This is a genomic window from Pseudomonas sp. AC193 (assembly GCF_979258075.1).
The window spans coordinates 1,464,294-1,485,014 of record NZ_OZ409832.1 but is presented as its reverse complement, the minus strand read 5'-3'; the positions used below and the strand labels follow the sequence as shown (position 1 = coordinate 1,485,014).

Annotated in this window: 20 protein-coding genes; 8 read left to right on the top strand and 12 right to left on the bottom strand. The window is 60.6% G+C overall.

The window, feature by feature from the left end; genetic code table 11:
- Positions 1-318: 318 nt before the first annotated feature.
- Positions 319-2,016 carry an AMP-binding protein gene (locus tag ACZZ0D_RS06915; protein ID WP_463552754.1) on the bottom strand — a complete coding sequence of 566 codons (1,698 nt, stop codon included), beginning with the start codon at positions 2,014-2,016 and terminating at the stop codon, positions 319-321.
- 294 nt (positions 2,017-2,310) lie between these two features.
- Between ACZZ0D_RS06915 and ACZZ0D_RS06910 the strand changes: the two genes are divergently transcribed.
- From ACZZ0D_RS06910 to ACZZ0D_RS06895, 4 genes are all read left to right on the top strand, one after another.
- The gene (locus ACZZ0D_RS06910) at positions 2,311-3,474 is read left to right on the top strand and encodes an isovaleryl-CoA dehydrogenase (protein WP_008082097.1); all 1,164 of its coding nucleotides are present in this window, start codon (positions 2,311-2,313) and stop codon (positions 3,472-3,474) included.
- A gap of 12 nt (positions 3,475-3,486) precedes the next feature.
- On the top strand, positions 3,487-5,094 hold the full coding sequence (locus ACZZ0D_RS06905; RefSeq protein ID WP_150693883.1) for a carboxyl transferase domain-containing protein: 1,608 nt from the start codon (positions 3,487-3,489) through the stop codon (positions 5,092-5,094).
- A 118-nt stretch (positions 5,095-5,212) separates the two neighbouring features.
- Entirely contained in the window at positions 5,213-6,028 is an 816-nt protein-coding gene (locus tag ACZZ0D_RS06900; protein WP_053121779.1) for a gamma-carboxygeranoyl-CoA hydratase, read from the top strand.
- Positions 6,028-7,977 carry an acetyl/propionyl/methylcrotonyl-CoA carboxylase subunit alpha gene (locus ACZZ0D_RS06895; RefSeq protein ID WP_463552753.1) on the top strand — a complete coding sequence of 650 codons (1,950 nt, stop codon included), beginning with the start codon at positions 6,028-6,030 and terminating at the stop codon, positions 7,975-7,977. The genes ACZZ0D_RS06900 and ACZZ0D_RS06895 overlap by 1 nt, the downstream gene beginning before the upstream one ends.
- A 40-nt stretch (positions 7,978-8,017) precedes the next feature.
- On the opposite strand, the gene ACZZ0D_RS06890 is transcribed toward ACZZ0D_RS06895, so the two are convergent.
- Complete coding sequence (locus ACZZ0D_RS06890; protein WP_463552752.1) at positions 8,018-8,677, bottom strand: LexA family protein; 660 nt, start codon at positions 8,675-8,677, stop codon at positions 8,018-8,020.
- A 131-nt stretch (positions 8,678-8,808) separates the two neighbouring features.
- On the opposite strand from ACZZ0D_RS06890, the gene ACZZ0D_RS06885 reads away from it, so the two are divergent.
- Positions 8,809-9,147 carry a DUF6124 family protein gene (locus ACZZ0D_RS06885; RefSeq protein ID WP_053121713.1) on the top strand — a complete coding sequence of 113 codons (339 nt, stop codon included), beginning with the start codon at positions 8,809-8,811 and terminating at the stop codon, positions 9,145-9,147.
- Positions 9,148-9,291: 144 nt separating this feature from the next.
- On the opposite strand, the gene ACZZ0D_RS06880 is transcribed toward ACZZ0D_RS06885, so the two are convergent.
- The gene (locus ACZZ0D_RS06880) at positions 9,292-9,603 is read right to left on the bottom strand and encodes a hypothetical protein (RefSeq protein WP_053121716.1); all 312 of its coding nucleotides are present in this window, start codon (positions 9,601-9,603) and stop codon (positions 9,292-9,294) included.
- Between the two features lie 23 nt (positions 9,604-9,626).
- Here ACZZ0D_RS06880 and ACZZ0D_RS06875 point away from each other — a divergent pair, with 23 nt between their 5' ends.
- Positions 9,627-10,778, top strand: coding sequence for a M14 family metallopeptidase (locus ACZZ0D_RS06875; protein ID WP_463552751.1), 1,152 nt, complete (start codon positions 9,627-9,629; stop codon positions 10,776-10,778).
- 92 nt (positions 10,779-10,870) lie between these two features.
- Here ACZZ0D_RS06875 and ACZZ0D_RS06870 read toward each other — a convergent pair whose 3' ends face one another.
- On the bottom strand, positions 10,871-11,416 hold the full coding sequence (locus ACZZ0D_RS06870; protein WP_426619687.1) for a cytochrome b: 546 nt from the start codon (positions 11,414-11,416) through the stop codon (positions 10,871-10,873).
- Entirely contained in the window at positions 11,413-12,519 is a 1,107-nt protein-coding gene (locus ACZZ0D_RS06865) for a catalase family peroxidase (protein WP_463552750.1), read from the bottom strand. The genes ACZZ0D_RS06870 and ACZZ0D_RS06865 overlap by 4 nt, the downstream gene beginning before the upstream one ends.
- 157 nt (positions 12,520-12,676) lie before the next feature.
- Between ACZZ0D_RS06865 and ACZZ0D_RS06860 the strand changes: the two genes are divergently transcribed.
- Both ACZZ0D_RS06860 and ACZZ0D_RS06855 read left to right on the top strand, forming a co-directional pair.
- On the top strand, positions 12,677-13,183 hold the full coding sequence (locus ACZZ0D_RS06860) for a sigma-70 family RNA polymerase sigma factor (protein WP_053121724.1): 507 nt from the start codon (positions 12,677-12,679) through the stop codon (positions 13,181-13,183).
- Positions 13,180-13,917 (top strand): anti-sigma factor family protein, encoded by a 738-nt coding sequence (locus tag ACZZ0D_RS06855; RefSeq protein ID WP_463552749.1) that lies wholly within the window; start codon positions 13,180-13,182, stop codon positions 13,915-13,917. Before ACZZ0D_RS06860 ends, ACZZ0D_RS06855 begins: the two co-directional genes overlap by 4 nt.
- A 120-nt stretch (positions 13,918-14,037) precedes the next feature.
- Here ACZZ0D_RS06855 and ACZZ0D_RS06850 read toward each other — a convergent pair whose 3' ends face one another.
- The 7 genes from ACZZ0D_RS06850 to ACZZ0D_RS06820 all read right to left on the bottom strand — a co-directional run bounded on the left by ACZZ0D_RS06850 (position 14,038) and on the right by ACZZ0D_RS06820 (position 20,479).
- The gene (locus ACZZ0D_RS06850) at positions 14,038-15,009 is read right to left on the bottom strand and encodes a Csu type fimbrial protein (RefSeq protein ID WP_053121727.1); all 972 of its coding nucleotides are present in this window, start codon (positions 15,007-15,009) and stop codon (positions 14,038-14,040) included.
- Positions 15,006-17,363, bottom strand: coding sequence for a fimbria/pilus outer membrane usher protein (locus tag ACZZ0D_RS06845; RefSeq protein WP_463552748.1), 2,358 nt, complete (start codon positions 17,361-17,363; stop codon positions 15,006-15,008). Before ACZZ0D_RS06845 ends, ACZZ0D_RS06850 begins: the two co-directional genes overlap by 4 nt.
- Before the next feature lie 127 nt (positions 17,364-17,490).
- Positions 17,491-18,267 carry a fimbrial biogenesis chaperone gene (locus tag ACZZ0D_RS06840; protein WP_212545731.1) on the bottom strand — a complete coding sequence of 259 codons (777 nt, stop codon included), beginning with the start codon at positions 18,265-18,267 and terminating at the stop codon, positions 17,491-17,493.
- 34 nt (positions 18,268-18,301) lie between these two features.
- Entirely contained in the window at positions 18,302-18,802 is a 501-nt protein-coding gene (locus ACZZ0D_RS06835) for a Csu type fimbrial protein (protein WP_212545730.1), read from the bottom strand.
- 4 nt (positions 18,803-18,806) lie between these two features.
- Positions 18,807-19,343 carry a Csu type fimbrial protein gene (locus ACZZ0D_RS06830; protein WP_053121735.1) on the bottom strand — a complete coding sequence of 179 codons (537 nt, stop codon included), beginning with the start codon at positions 19,341-19,343 and terminating at the stop codon, positions 18,807-18,809.
- A gap of 20 nt (positions 19,344-19,363) precedes the next feature.
- Positions 19,364-19,897 (bottom strand): Csu type fimbrial protein, encoded by a 534-nt coding sequence (locus ACZZ0D_RS06825; protein WP_400751881.1) that lies wholly within the window; start codon positions 19,895-19,897, stop codon positions 19,364-19,366.
- A 78-nt stretch (positions 19,898-19,975) separates the two neighbouring features.
- Positions 19,976-20,479: a Csu type fimbrial protein gene (locus tag ACZZ0D_RS06820; protein WP_463554768.1), complete on the bottom strand. Its 504-nt coding sequence runs from the start codon at positions 20,477-20,479 to the stop codon at positions 19,976-19,978.
- Positions 20,480-20,721: the final 242 nt, after the last annotated feature.

Here is a 20,721-nt window from a genome sequence, read left to right as displayed (position 1 = left end):
GATCGTTTAACGAGAAAGCAGATCAGCGCTCAAAAAAATACGTTTGCTCTTGACCCCGGATGGGGGTCACCAAAAACAGCGGTAAAGGGCCACGGTTGCCAAAAAAAACAACAGACCGACCCTCAATAATAAAAAAGAGCACGCGACGACAAAATTAAAGGGGAGCCTCGGCTCCCCTTTGTGCTTTCTGCAATTCCTCTTTCCAACGCATATCCCTTGTAGGAGTGAGCCTGCTCGCGATAGCGTCGTGTCAGTCGATGAAAATATTGACTGGTACACCGCTATCGCGAGCAGGCTCACTCCTACAGGGGTTTGGTATCAGGCGTGCTTTTCGCGAAGTTCTTCGATGCTGATTTCACGCATCCTGAATTTCTGAATCTTACCCGTCACCGTCATCGGAAACTCTTCGACGAACTTGAAGTGCCGTGGCGTCTTGAAGTGCGCGATGCGTTCCTTACACCAGGTTTGCAACTCCAGCTCGGAGGCGTTGTGGCCGGGATGGAATTTGATCCAGGCGACAATCTCCTCGCCGTAACGCGAGCACGGAATGCCGATCACCTGCACATCCGCCACCGCCGGATGGGTGAAGAAAAACTCTTCCAGCTCACGCGGATAAACGTTCTCGCCGCCGCGAATGATCATGTCCTTGTTACGTCCGGCGATGTTGACGTAACCCTCCTCGTTCATGCTCGCCAGGTCGCCGGTGTGCATCCAGCCCGCGTCATCGATAGCTTCAGCGGTGGCTTGCGGGTTTTGCCAATAGCCGAGCATCACGCTGTAACCACGGGTGCACAGTTCGCCGATGGTGCCGCGCGGCACGAGGTTGCCGGCCTCGTCGATGATCTTGCTTTCCAGTTGCGGCTGGGTGCGGCCGACCGTGGTCACGCGCAGTTCCAGCTCATCGTTGGGGCCGGTTTGCAGTGACACCGGGCTGGTTTCGGTCATGCCGTAGGCGATCTGCACTTCGCTCATGTGCATCTCGCTGATGACCCGGCGCATCACTTCGATCGGGCAGGTGGCGCCGGCCATGATCCCGGTGCGCAGGCTCGACAGATCGAATTCGGCGCGTTGCGGCTGATCGAGCATGGCGATGAACATGGTCGGCACGCCGTAGAGGCCGGTGGCTTTTTCTTCGGCGACGGTCTGCAGGGTCAGCAACGGATCGAACGCGTCGTTGGGGTAAATCATCGTGCTGCCGTGGGTGACGCAGCCGAGATTGCCCATGACCATGCCGAAGCAGTGATACAGCGGCACCGGGATCACCAGGCGATCGGTCGGGGTCAGGCCGATGCTTTCGCCGACCATGTAACCGTTGTTGAGGATGTTGTAGTGGCTGAGGGTCGCGCCTTTGGGGAATCCGGTGGTGCCGGAGGTGTATTGAATGTTTACCGGTTGATCGAAGTGCAGGCTGTCGCTGCGTACGTTGAGTTGTTGCGGGGTAACGCTGGCCGCCATGTCGGTCAATTGTGACCACGGCAGGAAACCTGATGGCGGTTTCGCGTCGAGGCTGATCACGCCGCGCAATTCTGGCAAGCGCTCGCTGCACAGTTGGCCGATGGATTGTTCGGCCAGTTCTGACACCAATCCTTGCAACATGCCGTGGTAGTTCGACGACTTGAACGCGCCGGCGCAGACCAGCCATTGGCAGCCGGATTGTTTGAGCACGTATTCCAGTTCGGAACTGCGGTAGGCCGGGTTGACGTTGACCAGGATCACACCGATTTTCGCCGTGGCGAACTGGGTGATGCACCACTCAGCGCAGTTCGGTGCCCAGATGCCGAGGCGATCGCCGGCCTGTAAACCCAGGGCGAGCAGCGCTCTGGCGTGCACGTCGACGGCATCGGCCAGTTGCCGCCATGAGTAGCGCAACTGCTGATGGCGCACGACGAGCGCTTCGCCGTCGGGATATTGCGCGACCGTGTGATCGAACTTCTGCCCGATGGTCATCGCCAGCAAGGCTTTGTCCTGTGAGCCACGGGTGTAGCTGCGCTGCGGGTTTGCACTGGGTTGATCCATGACGACCCCTATTGTCTTTATTTATGGGTTGCCGACGGTCACTTGTAGGAGTGAGCCTGCTCGCGATCTCGATCCAGTAGTCAACACTTACGTCGACTGACACGACGCGATCGCGAGCAGGCTCACTCCTACAAAAACTAATCAGCTTTCAATCTTGAACTGCCCCTACTCTCGCTCAAGTTGACGTTAACGTAAAGGGTGATTGACAGCCATTCGTCACAGGCTTACGTTAACGTAAAGGTGAGAGCAGAGTGACCGCCCTCCCCACCCTACAAAAAAGCCAAAAGGTGACCCATGAGCTATCCATCCCTGAATTTTGCCCTCGGTGAAACCATCGACATGCTGCGCGATCAGGTTCAGTCCTTTGTCGCCAAGGAGATCGCCCCGCGTGCGGCGCAGATCGACAGCGACAACCTGTTCCCCGCCGACATGTGGCGCAAATTCGGTGACATGGGCCTGCTCGGCATTACCGTGCCGGAAGAGTACGGCGGTGCTGGCCTCGGTTACCTGGCACACGTCGTGGCGATGGAAGAAATCAGCCGTGGCTCGGCTTCGGTGGCGCTGTCCTACGGCGCGCATTCGAACCTCTGCGTCAACCAGATCAATCGCAACGGTAACCACGAACAGAAAACCAAGTACCTGCCGAAGCTGATCAGCGGCGAGCACGTCGGCGCATTGGCGATGAGCGAACCGAATGCCGGTTCCGACGTGGTTTCGATGAAATTGCGCGCGGACAAACGCGGCGACCGTTACGTCCTCAACGGCAGCAAAACCTGGATCACCAACGGCCCCGACGCCAACACTTACGTGATCTACGCCAAAACCGATCTGGAAAAAGGCCCGCACGGCATCACCGCATTCATCGTCGAACGCGACTGGAAAGGCTTCAGCCGCAGCAACAAGTTCGACAAGCTCGGCATGCGCGGCTCCAACACTTGCGAGCTGTTCTTCGATGACGTCGAAGTGCCGGAAGAAAACATCCTCGGCGTGCTCAACGGTGGTGTGAAAGTGTTGATGAGCGGCCTCGATTACGAGCGGGTCGTGCTCTCTGGCGGCCCGACCGGGATCATGCAGTCGTGCATGGACCTGATCGTGCCGTACATCCACGACCGCAAACAGTTCGGCCAAAGCATCGGCGAGTTCCAGCTGATCCAGGGCAAAGTCGCCGACATGTACACCCAACTCAACGCCAGCCGCGCTTATCTGTATGCCGTTGCCCAAGCCTGCGAGCGTGGCGAAACCACGCGTAAAGATGCCGCTGGCGTAATCCTCTACACCGCTGAACGCGCCACACAAATGGCCCTCGACGCGATCCAGATTCTCGGCGGTAACGGTTACATCAACGAATTCCCGGCGGGCCGTCTGCTGCGCGACGCCAAGCTGTACGAAATCGGCGCTGGCACCAGTGAGATCCGTCGCATGCTGATCGGTCGCGAACTGTTCAACGAAACCCGCTAAACGGAGCTGACCATGGCAACCTTGCATACACAGCTCAATCCTCGTTCAGCGGAGTTCGCCGCCAACAGCGCGGCGATGCTCAAACAGGTCGACGCTCTGCACACCCTGCTCGCCCAAGTGGCGCAGGGTGGTGGCGCGAAAGCTCAGGAACGCCACACTTCACGGGGCAAATTGCTGCCGCGTGAACGCATCAACCGTTTGCTCGATCCGGGTTCACCGTTTCTGGAGATCAGCCAACTGGCCGCCCACGCTGTGTATGGCGAAGACGTGCCGGCGGCTGGTGTGATTGCCGGTATCGGCCGGGTCGAAGGCGTCGAGTGCATGATCGTCGCCAACGACGCGACGGTTAAGGGTGGCTCGTACTACCCGCTGACTGTGAAAAAACATCTGCGCGCACAAACCATCGCGCAGCAGAATCGTCTGCCGTGCATCTATCTGGTCGACTCCGGCGGCGCCAACCTGCCGCGTCAGGACGAAGTGTTTCCGGATCGCGAGCACTTCGGGCGGATCTTCTTTAACCAGGCCAACATGAGCGCGATGGGTATTCCGCAAATCGCCGTGGTAATGGGCTCGTGCACTGCGGGCGGCGCTTACGTGCCGGCGATGGCCGACGAAGCGATCATGGTGCGCAATCAGGCGACGATTTTCCTCGCTGGCCCGCCGCTAGTGAAAGCCGCGACCGGTGAAGTGGTCAGCGCCGAAGACCTCGGCGGGGCCGACGTGCACTGCAAGATTTCCGGGGTTGCCGACCATTACGCCGAGAGTGACGAACACGCCCTCGCCCTCGCCCGCCGCAGCGTTGCCAACCTCAACTGGCGCAAGCTCGGCGAAGTGCAACAGCGCGCACCGATTGCGCCGCTGTACGCGAGCGATGAGTTGTACGGCGTGGTCTCGGCGGACGCCAAGCAGCCGTTCGACGTGCGCGAAGTGATTGCACGACTGGTCGACGGTTCGGTGTTCGATGAGTTCAAAGCGCTGTTCGGCACCACGCTGGTTTGCGGTTTTGCGCATTTGCACGGTTACCCGATCGCGATTTTGGCGAACAACGGCATCCTCTTCGCCGAAGCCGCGCAGAAAGGCGCGCACTTCATCGAGCTGGCCTGTCAGCGCGGCATTCCGTTGCTGTTTTTGCAGAACATCACCGGTTTCATGGTTGGGCAGAAATACGAGGCCGGTGGCATCGCCAAACACGGCGCGAAACTGGTGACGGCCGTGGCTTGCGCCAAGGTGCCGAAATTCACCGTGATCATCGGCGGCAGTTTCGGCGCCGGTAACTACGGCATGTGCGGCCGCGCTTACGATCCGCGTTTTCTGTGGATGTGGCCGAATGCGCGCATTGGCGTGATGGGCGCCGAACAGGCGGCCGGCGTGCTGGTGCAGGTCAAACGCGAGCAGGCTGAACGCAGTGGCCAAAGCTTCAGTGCCGAGCAGGAAGCCGAGATCAAGCAACCGATCCTCGACCAGTATGAAGAGCAGGGTCACCCCTACTATTCCAGCGCACGGCTGTGGGACGACGGCGTCATCGACCCGGCGCAGACCCGCGATGTGCTGGCCCTGGCCTTGTCCGCGTCGCTGAACGCGCCAATCGAACCGAGCCGCTTCGGCGTGTTCCGGATGTGATTTTTTTGTGGGAGCGGGCTTGCTCGCGAATACGGTTGATCAGTCGACATCTCTGATACCTGAAAGACCGCTTTCGCGAGCAAGCCCGCTCCCACAAAGACCGTGGAGACGGATGAATATGAGCGACTTCAACACCCTCGAACTGCAAAACGACCCGCGCGGTTTCGCGACGCTGTGGCTCAACCGCCCAGAGAAAAACAACGCGTTCAACGCCGAGATGATCCGCGAACTGATCCTCGCCCTCGACAAAGTTGCCAGTGACGCCAGCCTGCGTTTCCTGCTGGTGCGCGGGCGTGGCAAGCACTTCAGCGCCGGCGCCGATCTGGCGTGGATGCAGCAATCGGCCGAGCTCGATTACCACACCAACCTCGACGACGCCCGCGAGCTCGCCGAGCTGATGTACAACCTCGCCAAGCTGAAAATCCCCACCGTGGCCGTGGTGCAAGGCGCGGCATTCGGTGGCGCGCTGGGTTTGATCAGTTGCTGCGACATGGCGATTGGCGCCGACGACGCGCAGTTCTGTCTGTCGGAAGTACGCATCGGTCTGGCGCCAGCGGTGATCAGTCCGTTCGTCGTACAAGCCATTGGCGAACGTGCAGCACGGCGTTATGCGCTGACCGCTGAACGTTTTGGCGGTCAACGGGCACGGGAAATCGGCTTGTTGTCCGACAGCTATCCGGCCGCTGAACTGGAGCAACAGGTCGAACAGTGGATCAACAATCTGCTGCTCAACAGCCCCGCCGCCATGCGCGCCAGCAAAGACTTGCTGCGTGAAGTCGGCAACGGCGCGCTGACCCCGGCCCTGCGCCGCTACACCGAAAACGCCATCGCCCGCATCCGCGTCAGCCCGGAAGGTCAGGAAGGTCTGCGGGCCTTTCTGCAAAAACGTCCGCCGAGCTGGCAAGCCGAAACCACCACCAAGGAGCCGCGTTGATGAGCGCACCCGTTCTCACCACCCTGCTGGTGGCCAACCGTGGCGAAATCGCATGCCGCGTGATGCGCACCGCCAAAGCGCTGGGCCTGACCACCGTCGCCGTGCACAGCGCCACCGACCGTGAGGCGCGGCACAGCCGTGAAGCGGATATCCGCGTCGATCTCGGCGGCAGCAAAGCGGCTGACAGTTATTTGCAAGTCGACAAACTGATTGCGGCGGCCAAGGCCAGCGGCGCGCAGGCGATTCATCCGGGTTACGGCTTTCTGTCGGAGAACGCCGGGTTCGCCCGCGCGATTGAAGCGGCCGGGCTGATTTTCCTCGGCCCACCGGCCTCGGCCATCGACGCGATGGGCAGCAAATCGGCGGCCAAAGCGCTGATGGAAACTGCCGGCGTGCCTTTGGTGCCGGGTTATCACGGAGAAGCGCAGGATCTCGAGACCTTCCGTGCAGCCTGCGAACGCATCGGTTATCCGGTGCTGCTCAAAGCCACGGCCGGCGGCGGTGGCAAAGGCATGAAGGTTGTTGAAGAGGTCGGCCAGCTCGCCGAAGCACTCGCCTCCGCACAGCGTGAAGCGCAGTCGTCGTTCGGCGATTCGCGGATGCTGGTGGAGAAATATCTGCTGAAACCGCGTCACGTCGAAATTCAGGTGTTCGCCGATCAGCATGGCAATTGCCTGTACCTGAATGAACGTGATTGCTCGATTCAGCGGCGGCATCAGAAAGTCGTCGAAGAGGCGCCGGCACCGGGCCTGTCCGCTGAACTGCGTCGAGCTATGGGCGAAGCGGCTGTGCGTTCGGCGCAGGCGATTGGTTATGTCGGCGCCGGCACGGTGGAGTTTCTGCTGGATGCGCGTGGCGAATTCTTCTTTATGGAGATGAACACGCGCCTTCAAGTTGAACACCCGGTGACCGAGGCGATCACTGGTCTGGATCTGGTCGCCTGGCAGATTCGTGTGGCGCGGGGTGAAGCGCTGCCGATCACCCAAGAGCAGGTGCCGCTTAACGGTCATGCGATCGAAGTGCGCTTGTATGCCGAAGACCCTTCGAATGATTTCCTGCCAGCCACCGGGCGTCTGGATTTGTATCGCGAGTCGGCTGAAGGGCCTGGGCGTCGAGTGGACAGCGGGGTTGAGGAAGGTGATGAGATTTCGCCGTTCTACGACCCGATGCTCGGCAAGCTGATTGCCTGGGGCGAGGATCGTGAACAGGCGCGCCTGCGTTTGTTGAGCATGCTCGATGAATTTGCGATTGGCGGGTTGAAGACCAACATCAACTTTCTGCGGCGGATCATCGCGCATCCGGCGTTTGCGGCGGCGGAACTGGATACCGGGTTTATTCCGCGCTATCAGGCGCAATTGCTGCCAGCGCCGAGCGAATTGAGTGGCGGGTTCTGGCAGGCGGCGGCGCAGGCGTTTGCGCAGAGCTTGCCGAGCGTTGTGCGGGCGGATGATGCTGCTTCACCGTGGTCGCGGAACAGCGGATTGCGCGCGGGTTTGCCTCGGGAAATTACCCTGCATTTGAGTTGCGAGGGGCAGGATCGGGCGTTGACACTGGGGGCTGGCGGTGATGCAAAACTGCTGGGCGATTCGCTGGTTGTTGAACACGAAGGCGTGCGTCGTACCTTGCGGGCTATTCGTCAGGGTGATGCACTGTATCTGCAATGGGAAGGCGAGTTGCGTCGCGTTGAAGCGTACGACCCGATCAGTGCAGTGGAAGCCAGCAACAGTCATCAGGGCGGTCTGACGGCACCGATGAACGGCAGCATCGTGCGGGTCTTGGTCGAGGCCGGGCAAACGGTCGAAGCCGGTGCGCAACTGGTGGTGCTGGAAGCGATGAAGATGGAGCACAGCATCCGTGCGCCGCATGCCGGGGTGATCAAAGCGCTGTATTGCCAGGAAGGTGAAATGGTCGGCGAAGGCAGCGCTTTGGTTGAACTGGAAGCAGTGTGAATAAAGAGACCGATCCTACGCCTGGCGAGGATCGGTCTGACTAGAAGCGCGCCGTAGCCTGCACCACCACGCCGAGGATTCGACACTCCTCGGTGAACAAGACTTTCGGCCACGTCGGATTGAGCGGTATCAGGTAACGCTGGCCGCCCTCTTCGTCGAGCTTGCGGAAAATCGCTTCATGGCTGTCCGACCACTGGGCGATCACCAGTTTGCCGGGCACTGCCTCTGCCTCCGGATCGACCAGAATCAGCATGCCTTCGGGGATGCTCGTGCCTTTGGGCGCGGTCATCGAGTCCCCCGACACCCTCAGCCAGAACGCGGCGCCGCGAGCGTGGTAATCCGTCAGCTCGAAGCGTTTTCTGTCCTCGTGTTTGCCGTAGGGCTGCGGCGCGCTTTCCCGCGCTTGCAGTGGCGCGCTCCAGTCGCTCACCGGGTAGCGAAAGTAAGGGTTATATTTCTGTGTCAGCGGCATGTCGTCGTTCGCCACGGGCTGCGGCTCGCGAATGACCATCGCCACTTCGAGAAAATCCATGCCCAGCGCTTGCAGCACGCGGTTCATCTCCGCGACGCCCGGTTCACGACGTTTGTTCAGCCAATGGCCGATGCCGCCCTGGGACATGCCAACACGCTCTCCGAGCTCTGTTTGAGTGATTTTGAGCTCACTCATTTTGGCCTTGACCAACTCAATCCATTTATCCATGTGCGGCACCTTACGCGTGACGCCTTCGGCCAGCAAAACACAAATTGTCGTATTTAAATTCTGGTCACAACTACGCATCGTACTATGCTGATCGCACGGACAGTTAATCAAACAAGGAGTGGCCCTTCATCATGAACATCAGCAGCAAAGACTTGCCCGACCTGCAAATGGACACCACGTTCACCTCGCCCCAAGGCAACGCCGCCGCGCAACGAGCGCTCGACTATTACTTGAAACCAACTGTGTCGACACCCGAGGTCGATGAGCGTTTTTTCGACGTCAACCGTCATGTCAGCGGCGAAGAAGCACTGGTACACGCCTCCGACCTATTGCGCTGCGCCGCCGCCACCGCGTTCAAGGCAGCCGAAAACCTGCAAGGCGCGAGTCGCGATCTGGCATTTTCGGTGGTGCACATGGTGGATATGGCGCGGGCGATGGTCGACCACTCGCTGGATGGCGATGAAGTCTGAGGAACGGGGGTTCGAACGGACAGGAAAGAATTTTCCAATCGCGCAGATAAAAACATTTGACTTGCAAATGATAATGATTATTATTGCATGCAGCTGGTCGCGAGATCAGTCGATGGACCAGAGACCTTAGGTCGGTCTTCTGGACTATCTCCTCATCAGGCTAATCACGGTTTTTGACCCGGATTTTTTCCGGGTCTTTTTTTTACCCGTTTTTCGGGCTTGTGGCTTCAGGCTAATGAAGTCTTTAGGTGCTGCAAATTCGATGGCGCGGATAATATCAAAAGAATATCGATTGGCAAGCCAAGCCCGGCCGCATTGGGGCAAACTAACGACAAATAGCACTTGAGAATCAATCGCATAATCTCTAAGCTGCCTCCGCGTCATGGAGGACGCCCCCCGCCACAACCCCGCAATTCCCCTCGGTTTCAGCCCAATCTTGTGTAAAGTATCGGCCATAACAATCCTGATCAGGAACCGATATGACCGTGGCCAAATCTTCGTTCGACATCAGCGCCAATTTCGACAGCGGCAACATCCAAGTCATCGACATCAGCAATCCGCTCAGCCCGGTTCTGGCCATCCGCCCGGACACGCGCAGCGCCCATTTTCAGTGGTTCCACTTCAAGGCCAGCGGCTTGCACGTCGGTCAGGAACACTGGTTCCGCCTGAACAACGCCAGCCAGTCCTCGTACAACAAAGCCTGGGATGGCTATCAAGCCGTGGCCTCCTACGATCACGTCAACTGGTTCCGCGTACCAACAATTTTCGAAGGCGATTGCTTGCGCTTCTGCCTCGAAGCCACGCAGACCCACGCCTGGTTCGCCTACTTCGAACCGTACAGCCGTGGCCGTCACGACTGGCTGATCGAGCACGCGCTGACCAAGGCCGGCACTGAACTGCTCGCCACCGGCAAAAGCGTCGAAGGCCGCGACATCCAGTTGCTGCGCAAAGGCTCGGGCGCTGAAGGCCAGCGCAAAGTCTGGATCATCGCCCAGCAACACCCCGGCGAGCACATGGCCGAATGGTTCATGGAAGGCATCATCGAACGTCTGGAACGTCACGAAGATCCGGTGCTCAACAAGCTGCTGGCCAGCGCCGATCTGTACCTGGTGCCGAACATGAACCCGGACGGCGCTTTCCACGGCCACCTGCGCACCAACGCCATGGGCCAGGATTTGAACCGCGCCTGGCAGAACGCCAGTCAGGAAGTCAGCCCCGAGGTACTTTTCGTACAGCAGCAGATGGAAAAGTATGGCGTCGATCTGTTCCTTGACGCACACGGTGACGAGGAAATCCCTCACGTGTTCACCGCCGGTTGCGAAGGCAATCCGGGTTACACGCCGCGCATCGAGAAGCTTGAAGAACACTTCCGCAGTCACCTCAAGCACACCACCAAAGACTTCCAGACCAAGTACGGCTATGTTCGTGACGAACCGGGCCAGGCCAACATGACCCTCGCCTGCAACAGCGTCGGCCAGAAATACGACTGCCTGTCGTTGACCCTGGAGATGCCGTTCAAGGATCACGACGACCATCCCGACAAAGAAACCGGCTGGTCGGGCAAACGCTCGAAACAACTGGGCAAAGACGTGCTGACCACCATCGCCGACATGGTCGACACCCTGCGCTGATCCCCTCCTCCGCTTAACCAAAAGATCGCAGTCTGACTGCGATCTTTTGCTTCAGGCCGTAGCTTTACGCGCCGGCCCGCCCCCTGACTCGCTCAATGACGATCGCGACCGCGCAACATGCTGTCGAGCACCTCATCGCGGCGCACCCAGCCATGAAACAGCGCCGCCGCCAGGTGCAGCAGCACCGTCAGAAACAGCAGGTACGCCAGATAACCATGGGCCTTGCGCAGCAACGCAAACAACTGCGCATCGGCCGGCACAATCGACGGCAACTGCAGCGTGGTGCTGAGCATCACCGGTTCGCCAGAAGCGCTGATCATCGCCCAACCGAGCAGCGGTAACACCAGCATCAACGCGTACAACAACAGATGCGAAGCCTTGGCCGCCAACACCTGAAAGTCCGGCAGATCCGCTGGCAAAGGGGGTTGGCGCGTGGTCAAACGCACCAGCAGACGCACGACAACCAATACCAGAATCGCAATGCCCAACGGCTTGTGCAGATGGATCAGCCATTCATGCCGCTCTGAAACAGACGTCACCATGCCCGCGCCAATAAACAGCATGGCGATGATCATCAGCGCCATCAGCCAGTGCAGCAGTCGCGCCAACAATGCGAAATGCGTCGGTTGAGTTCTCATGGGCGAGCCTCCTGTTTGGCGGCGGGCAACTGGCTGACTTCGCTGGTGCGACGCAGATAGGAATCGGCGTAACCGGCGGAGCGCGCGGCGAGCAACGGATCGGCGCTGCCTTGAATCCCGGCCGGCAACACCAGCGGGTCGTAGTTGATGTCGCGGCACTCGCCACTCAGTTGCGGCTGAGTTTTCTCCAACACCAAGGTGCCGGCGTTGACCACTTTGCGCCCCGCCGGCCAGGTTTTACTGGCGTCGTTGACCGGATCCTCAGGATTGGCCAAGGTGATATTCAACTGAAACCGCAGCGGCGCGGCGGCCAGTTTTTGCACCAGATCCTTCTCAAGAAAATCGCCGCCCTCAGGTGCCGTCGCCCCCGCTGCATCCTGCGCCAACGGCGTCATGCTCCAGCGCACGGCCTGCTTTTTGCCGCTGGCGTCGACCAGATAAAACGCGTTGACGCTGTTATAGGTTTCCGTGGCGTAACTGGCCGACGGCTTGGCGGTCTTCACCCACGTCAAAAACGGCACCGCTTCCGGGTGCGAGGCGAAAAAGGCAGGCACCTTGCTCGGATCCGGTTTGCCCGTCGCGGGATCCGGCGACTGCGCCTGTTGCAATTGATAGAACGCCTCGGGCGTGCCGACCGGGAACACCGGCATGCTGTTCATCCCGGTGCGCCACTGCTGCCCGTTGGCCTGAGTGAAACGCAGCGCCAGACTGCGAATCGGCACGCTGCTGTCCGGCGCATAAGGGTTGCCCGCCGGCAGTGCGAAACGCCCGACCACCGGGGTACTCGGATCATTGAACACCTGGGCGGTGGAGAACACCCGCGCCTCGCCGCTGCTCTCGAAATGGCCGATCACGCAGACGCCTTTGGCATGATTACGACGAAATCCCGGATGCACGCCGTTGTTCTTTTCCAGCACATCGACCAGCGCTTTCGGCGTCAGACGTTGTGGGTCAAAGCTGCCGTGCACGTAGGCAAACGCCCCGGCCACGGCGGCGACCACGACAGCGATGCCGCCCAGACGCAAGATCAGGCTCGCAGCACTCAAGGGCGGGCGCTGCGGCCTTTCGGGCGGTGCAGCGTTGGGGGATGAGCGATCAACCATGAACGACTCCAGGGCCATCGGCCACGAGTAGGAAGAATCAGCAAGACGCGCCCCGTCGGGGTTTATTCCACAGCCCGGTATTTATTTTTCCGAACGTGGAATAACCTGCCACGGCGGACGTCTCCCTAGTCCACAGCGTAGTGACTAGCAGAACTTCATGAGCGAATTCGACGAACAGTTGAGAGAAATCATTCCCAGATTGCGCCGCTTTGCCGTGTCGTTGACGCGCAACAGCAGCAGCGCAGACGATCTGGTGCAGGCGAGCCTGGAGCGCGCCCTGTCGAGTTGGGGCGATAAACGTGCCGACGGCGATTTGCGAGCCTGGCTGTTTGCGATCCTCTATCGACAATTTCTCGACGCCCACCGCCGCTCCCGGCGCTATGCGCGGATGCTCGAATTTTTCACCGGACGTGACGACGCCGAACCCTCGGTCGAGCGCACAGTGATCGCCCAATCGACCCTGCAAGCCTTCGACCGACTGCCGACTGAACAGCGCGCCCTGCTGCTGATGGTCTCGGTCGAAGGCCTGACTTATAAAGAGGTCGCCGAGATTCTCGGCGCCCCGATCGGCACCGTGATGTCGCGCCTGTCCCGCGCCCGCCAGGCCTTGCGCCAACTCAGCGACGGCGAAATCAGCAGCCCTTCTTTGCGGATACTCAAATGATCAGCCTGCCTCCCAGCGAGCGTGATTTGCACGCCTACATCGACCACCAGCTCAGCGACGCCGACCGGCGTGTGCTGGAGACCTGGCTGGCCGCTCATCCGGATGAAGCCGCGCAAGTGCGCGCCTGGCAACAGGACGCCCAGCAACTGCGCGCGGCCCTCAGCGGCGCATTGCAGCAACCGGCCAATCCGGAGCTTGACCCGGCACTGATTCGTCAGCGCCGCCAACGCCAGTCTCGGCGCCATCTGGCCAGTGCGGCGATGTTGCTGATCGCGGTCAGCATCGGTGGTTTCAGTGGTTGGCAGGCACGGGAAATGACCCTTGTGCGTTCTTCGATGTTGCCGATGACCGACGCCCTTCAGGCCTATCGATTGATTGCGCAAAAAGGCATGTTGCCGGCGGATTACAAGGTCGACAGTGACGGCGACATGCAGCGCTGGCTCGATCGATATTTCAATCAGGCCAGCCGTTTGCCGGATCTGAAAGCGGCCGGGTTTGAACCGGTCAGCGGGCGCCTGCTGAGCACCGACGAAGGCCCGGCGGCGATGGTGCTGTATGAGGATGGCAGCGGGCACAAGGTGAGTTTCTACGTGCGCCCGCCGGGGCCGAAGAACACCTTTTTGCCGCGCGGTAGCCGCAGTGACGGGGATTTGCAGGCTGAGTACTGGTCGGGTGGCGGGTACAACTATGCGGTGGTGAGCCCGATCGAACTCAAGCCATCACTGCCATTCTGAAAAACACCGCAAAACCCTGTAGGAGTGAGCCTGCTCGCGATATCGGTGTATCAGCCCCATCATTTTCAATGACACACCGTTATCGCGAGCAGGCTCACTCCTACAGGGGATCGCGTGCGATTAAAACCCGACGTCGAGTACCACGTTATCCAGATACGTGCCCGCCGGCGGCGTGGTCTGGTCGGTGTAGATTTTTGCGTTGTAGTTGAAGATCTGGCTGCCTGTGCCCAGTCCGTTGCCGGGGTTGACCTCGGCATCGGTGCTCGACCGACGTGCCGTGCCGACACTGCCCCAGCGTGTCGTACCGGCGCTTTTAAAAATGTCGTAGGCCAGATAATTGCTGCCGGAAATCATCCGCCGCCGCCCGCCAACGCTTACTGCATTCTGCCCGTCGCTCAAGCCCACGGTGTAAGCGCTGCCCTTGGTGCACGCCAGATTGATGGTCTGCCCGCTCACCGGGGTGAATGCACTGATCACTGGCGCGCTGCCGAAAGCGATGTTCGGCGCGGTGATTGTGCAGTCATTGGATACAGTCAGGTTCACCGTCAACGTGGTCGTAGCGTTGTTGATATCGCGGCCGATGCAGATCGCCCCAATGCCAATCCCCGAACAGTAATTCCAGTTCCAGAAAATGCTCAGCGTCTCGGTGTAGACCCCGGCGGCGACGTTGCTGCCAATGGTTGTGCCCAAATACAGCGGCACGGTTTTCGGCGTCGTGCCGTTGAGCAGGCCCAAGGCATCAATGATGCCGTTGCGGGCGAAGTCGTAAGCGGTGCCACGGGTCAGCGGGTAGCTGGTGCTGTTGTTGGCGTAAATCGTGTAACTGATGACGTCGCCGGTCGGCCCGACCAGACCGCTTTGGGTCGAAGACACGGTACCCCAGAAATGGTCGTTGCTGGTCAGCAAGGACAGCAGCGATCCGGTGCAGCTCAACCCGCCATTCAATGTCGAACTGGGTTGAGAGGTGGTGCGCACGGCGATCGAACTGATCGAACCGAATGACGCTGGGGTCGTCCCCACCACCGAGCACAACGCCTGCGCCGCCCCCGGCAGCATCAGCGCGAGCCACAAAAACATCCGCGCAACAGTCATTGGCACACCAGCGGGCCGATCAGCGGCACCTGGTTCTGCTGCATATCGACCGGGAATTGCACTCGACAGATGCTGCCATCGGCCAACGTCACTTCCAGGGAATTCTGCGCTTCGAGATTTTCCAGATAGACCAGGCCATCCCAGCCCACCACCGTCCGCGCACCACTCTGCTCGTGCAGCACACCCGCGCCCAACGGCAGTTCGCGTTTCTGCGCGTCGACCAGCACGATGCTCGCGGCAATCACCCGCGTCAGCGGAAACTCCAGCAGATAACCACTGCCACGCCGCACGGCAATGCGCTGTTCGACGTTGGGGCTGCGCACATTTGGCGGCAGGTTGAGCGGATCGATCTCGTATTTGCCGCGGTAATAGGCGCTGCTCCACGGCACCAGCAAATGGCCGTTCTTGTCCGTCTCGCCGACCTGCTGATTCTCGTAGCGCACCGGAATGTTGGAAAAACCTTCAGTGCTGACCACAACAAAAGCATCGTCGATGCGGTTGGCGGCGAACACCTGCTTGTCCATCCAAACCAACGAACCACTGGCATCGGCCCAACGGGTTTCGGCGTCGGACGAACCGTAAACCCCGGCCTGCAACTGCACCGATTGTAGACGCCAGGTCACGTCGGCCTGTCGATAGTCCGGGCCATCGCCCTTGGCGTAACCCAGACTGAACCCTACGCCACCCTCGGTCGGCACCGCGCGGCTGTAGTTGACCCGCTGCTGGCTCTGTCCGGTTTTGCTGCGCTCGGTGCTGATCGCCAAGCTGCCACGCAGATCGAACGGAATCACCACTTGCGCCTGCAGCGCCCAGTTGCTGTCGCCAATCTCGCGGTTGGCTGACAGGTAGAAACTGCTGTTGCGCCACAACGGTTTGCTCCAGCTCAGGTTGAGTAATTGTGTGCGTGAATCGTCCGCTGCGCGCACATCGAAATAGCCGGCGCCGAGGCTGCCCCAACGGTCGAGGTTAACGCTGAGGGTCGCCTGTTCACTGCGCCGACTGAGACTGATGTAGGGCGTGTCGACCACGGTCAGATCGGCGTATTGATCGTGGCGTTGCAGGCGCTGATAAGAAAAGCTGAAACGCTGATTGCTGTACTGATAGCCGAGGCTTAATTGCTGACCGCCCTCGCCGTCGAAACGGCTCTGGCTCATGGCACTGTTGAGCACACCGAAATTACCCAGCCGCAGATTGCCGCCGAGGCCGCCGAGGGTCAGCGAGTCGGAGGCTTCAGCGTGGCTTTCCAGGGTAAAGCTGTCGCTGACGCCGTAGCGCAGGCTGCCGGAGGTTACGCCCGGGCCGTAGTTGAAATCCTTCAAAGCGTAATCGCGCCGCAGGGAACCGGCGGCCACGGAAAAATCGCTCAAGCCTTTTTGCAACAAGCTGCTGGTGACATAGAACGGCACCGTGGTCGACACCTGTCGACCCAACGCATCCGTGGTCACCACCACGGCTTCGCCCGCGCCGTTGATGAACGGAATGTTGGTCAGCGTGTACGGCCCCGGTTGCAGTTCGGCACTGCTGGATTTGTAGCCGTTGATAAACAGATCGACCGAGGACGGCACCGCCGCTTCGCCGGCAAATTGCGGCAACGGATAGGTGACCAGATCCGGGCGCACGGCGAAGTCCCGCGAGAACTGCACGCCACCGAGACGCACCGAACTGCTCCAAGGCAAGGCGCCGCTGATCACGTCGCCGGCTTCGTAAGTGAGCATTCGCTCGTCGTCGGAGTAACGCCAGGTGGTGTCGTAGCGCAGGTAACCGTTGTCCAGTGTGCTGACTGAATCACCGGACAATGTGCGTCGATACTGCCCGGTGTTGGACAACGTGCCCCAACTGTCGAACAGGCGTACTTCGTTCCACGCCGCTAAATAGGTGCCGGCATCATCGGTGTCGTTGAGATAGAGGTCGTAGTTGAACAACGCGCCGAAACTGCTCAGCGCCGGAGTGCGCGGATAGGCTTGGCGATTACCGATGAACTGTTCTGGCAGCCATTCCGGCGGCACGTTGAGCAGCAAGCGTTGACCGACGCTGTCGTATTCGCTGTGCAGACCGGGCAGGCTGTCGAGGTCGACTTCAGTGCTGATGTTTTCAGGCAGTTTCATACCGGTTTCACGCAGTGCCGTGGCGGGTAAAAACAGGCGCCCGCCGCGCTGCTGCACTGCCACCACTTGCCCGGTATTCATCTGGTTGACCACCAGTTCGAGAAACAACTGTGCATCGCTGACGGCCTCCATGCCGCTGGGCGGTGGCGGCAGTTCGCCGGCCCCGGACGGTTGAACGAACACCAGGCAGCACGCGCCGGTGAGATGCCACAACGGACGCTGAATACGGCGAGCCCATCCTCGGCTCATACGCGCTTTACGTCCGTCAATGGACTGAATCCTCCTGATACTGCGGGTGGCCATGACCACTTTCACTGTGGTCAGTGAACCCTGTGGCACTGGTGAATCCCTTTGCCATGACACCGAATCAGCCCATTCACTTCGCCGGGGTAATGCTCTGCACCTGCGCCCCGCCATTCACCCGCACCTGCAACGCCGAATCCCCCGCCAGCCCTCCCGGTGCCGGCCAGCGCATCACCGCGCCCGGCAGCACATAGCCGAGCAAGCCTTCCGCCAACGGTTTGTTCTGCCCACCCTGTTTGATCGCGACATCCGTCAACCGCGCATGCACCGCACCTTGATTGCGCACTTCGACATACGGCCGGCCGTCCACCGCTACCGTGCGCCAGGTCAATTGTGGCAAACCAATCCCCTTGGGATCGCGCTGGCGGGTGCTGTCTTCTTTGCTCCACAGACCGGCGCCGTAAGCGAACAGCGGCACCGAATAGCGCATCTGAAAACGAATCGCCGCCGCTGTTTTGCCACCTTCAGCACTGGGCGGTTGTGCGGACGGGATTTCGTCGATGATGATTCGGTAGGCCAGTTCCTGCCCGGGCGGCACGTCCTTGGTGCGGGTCAGACGCACCAGTTGTTTCTGACCCGGCTCGATCTTCGCCACCGGCGGACTGCCGATCACATCGCGCTGGTTCTGGTATTGCTCCTCGTAACCGTTCTGGCTCCAGCCGAACACGCGGATCTGCAGGTTGGCGGTTTCAGTGCCGCGATTTTCCAGCCACAACGCGCTGGCCTGTTGATCAGCCTCCAGCACCGGATCGATCGGCCAGATCAACACCGAACTGGCGGCGTGCGCATAACCTGCCCCGAGCGTGAACAGCGCCAACACCGCGCGCCGCATGAACGTAACTGCCCCCATAAACCTGCTCCTTGTCGGCACATCAAACCTCGCCTCACCACGACAGTTGCACCTGCAACACATCGCTGTACGTCCCCCCAGGCTGATTGCCCGGCAATTGCACCTGACCGTAAATCGGCAGGCGGATGTTGTTTGCATCGCTGTACGCCACCGCCACGCTCTGGCCGATGCCCAGGCTCTGGCTATACGCCGCATCGCGGAACAGCGTATACGCCACCCGCGCGCTGCCACTGTTGACCTGCATATGCCGGCCACTGCTGTTGTATTGGCCGCCATCGACGCTCATGTTCAACGTCACTCCCGGCGTGCATTGCAACTGCACGCCGCCAGTCAGTGCGACCTGCACCGTGCCGGTGGCCAGCGCCGACCGTGAACCGAAATTCAGCCCGCCATAGTTTGATACCCCGCCCACCACCAGGCACCCCGCCGTGACCGTGGCGCTAACCTGAAAGCTCTGGCTGGTCGCCGCCGTCAGCGGCAGCGGTGCACTGCCCGCACAGAGCAGGAGCAACGCGATGCCGCCATGGCGAAACATGGCATCAGAACGTCAGTTCAACAGCGACGGTGTCGGTGTAGGTGCCGGCCGGCAAACCGGCCTTGCCCACGGCCTGACCGTAGATATTCACGGTCTGCGCGACACCGGTACTCGCGGCGAGATTGATCGTCCCGTCGATCGCCAACAGCTGCGAGTGCCCGGCATCGGTGTAAAAGTCGTAGGGCACGTAATTCGCCACGCCGTCGTACAACGCACGGGTGCCACCCGGCGACATGCCGTCATGGGCACCGGCGCGCACTTTTACCGTCGGCGTGGTGCCGCTGGAGCACAGAATCGACAGCGCCCCGCCGCCACCGCCCAGCACTTGCCCGGTGGCCGTGGTGAACAGGCTGTTGGCGGTGCCGAAGTTCAAGGCACCGAAGTTGAGACCGGTGGAGCCACCGGCGCCGTTGACCTGACAGCTGCTGATCAGGATCAGGCTGGAGGTGATCTGGCCAGTGACCGTGGTGGCGGCGTTGGCGCTAGAAACCAGCGCCAGACCGAGCAGCGGCAAACCTATCCTTGATGCAAACGTACGCATGGTGTCCGTCCTCTACGGGGTTACCAGTCGAGCGTCACCGTCAGGGTGTCGGTGTAGACCCCTGCCGGAACCGCGCGGGTATTCGCCACCACCGAGCCAAATACCGGAATGGGTATTTGCGCAGCGCTGGTGACAGCGAAATTGTGTTGTTGGCCGATGCTGTAGCTCTGCGCGCCCGAGGGGTCGAGAAACAGCTGATAAGGGAGGGTCTGGCGACCGTTGCTCAGGCGCCGGGTGTTGCCGTCTCCATGGGTGCCGCCGTCGATGGTGACGGTAAAACCGGTGACCGAAGGGTTGCAGGCGACATTGAGTTTGCCGCTGGTGTCGCCGTCGAGGGCTGCTTTGATCGGCGCGTTCCAGGTCGGCCCCTGCTGACCGAAATCCAGCGTGCCGAGATCGCTGACCGGGCTGGCGGGATTGGAGGTGTTGGTGACTTCGCAGCCGGCGATCAGGATCAGCCGCGCGTGGATCTGCCCGCTGACCGCTGCTTGCGCATCGTCCGCGAGCAGCGCCAGCGTACCTGCTGCCATGACCATCCAGTGTTTGCCTGCCATTGCGCCCGTCCCTACTCCTTCAGCGACTTCATCCATTGCGCTCATCATTGAGCACTGCGTTGTTGCTGTCCGTTGCGATCACCAGGTGACCGTGACTTTCACTAAATCCGAATAGCGGCTGACCTTCGGCACTTCCGCCAGCCGCTCGATCCGCGCATACAACGGCAACTCCACCGTGCCCGTGTCGGGCACCCGCCCACTGACCGCTACGTCCACCACCAGCGGCACTCGCCGCGCCGCATCCTGATACAAGCGGTAAGGAATCGGCTTGCTGCCCTCCGTCCCCGCCATGTATCGCACCTCACCGACACCGCCGTGCAAACCGCCGTCAACGCGCATCTGATAAGGCGTATCCGGGTTGCACTCCAGCCGTGGCAAGCGTTGATTGGTCAGCGCCGCACTCAATGGCCCGTCAGGGTCGTCGAGGCGCGCGGTGCTACCAAAGTCGAGCACGCCGAGCTGCTCAATCCCGGCCTCGCGCTGCTGGCCGATCAACTGGCAGCCGCGCTGCACGTCGACTCGCACTTCGACCTGTAGATCCGCCGCGTATGCAGGTGCAGCAAGCACACCCAGCAGGCCCATGACCACTCGTTGATTCACTGCGCCATTCCTTGTCAGCACTGGCTTGCGCTGTCGTGACTGTGTTTCAGGTTAGCAACGCACGGCGATTGCGCCAGTCGATTGGATCCATGGAGCGGTCGGGTTATGTTTCGAAAGGTTGGCAACACGCGGAAAATGTTCTGTCACCGAACGGCCTCGACAGCCCGAGGTAGAAGCCGTTGACGTCGCCTGGTTACAATGTCGCGCCGCACTCCGGGGAGGCG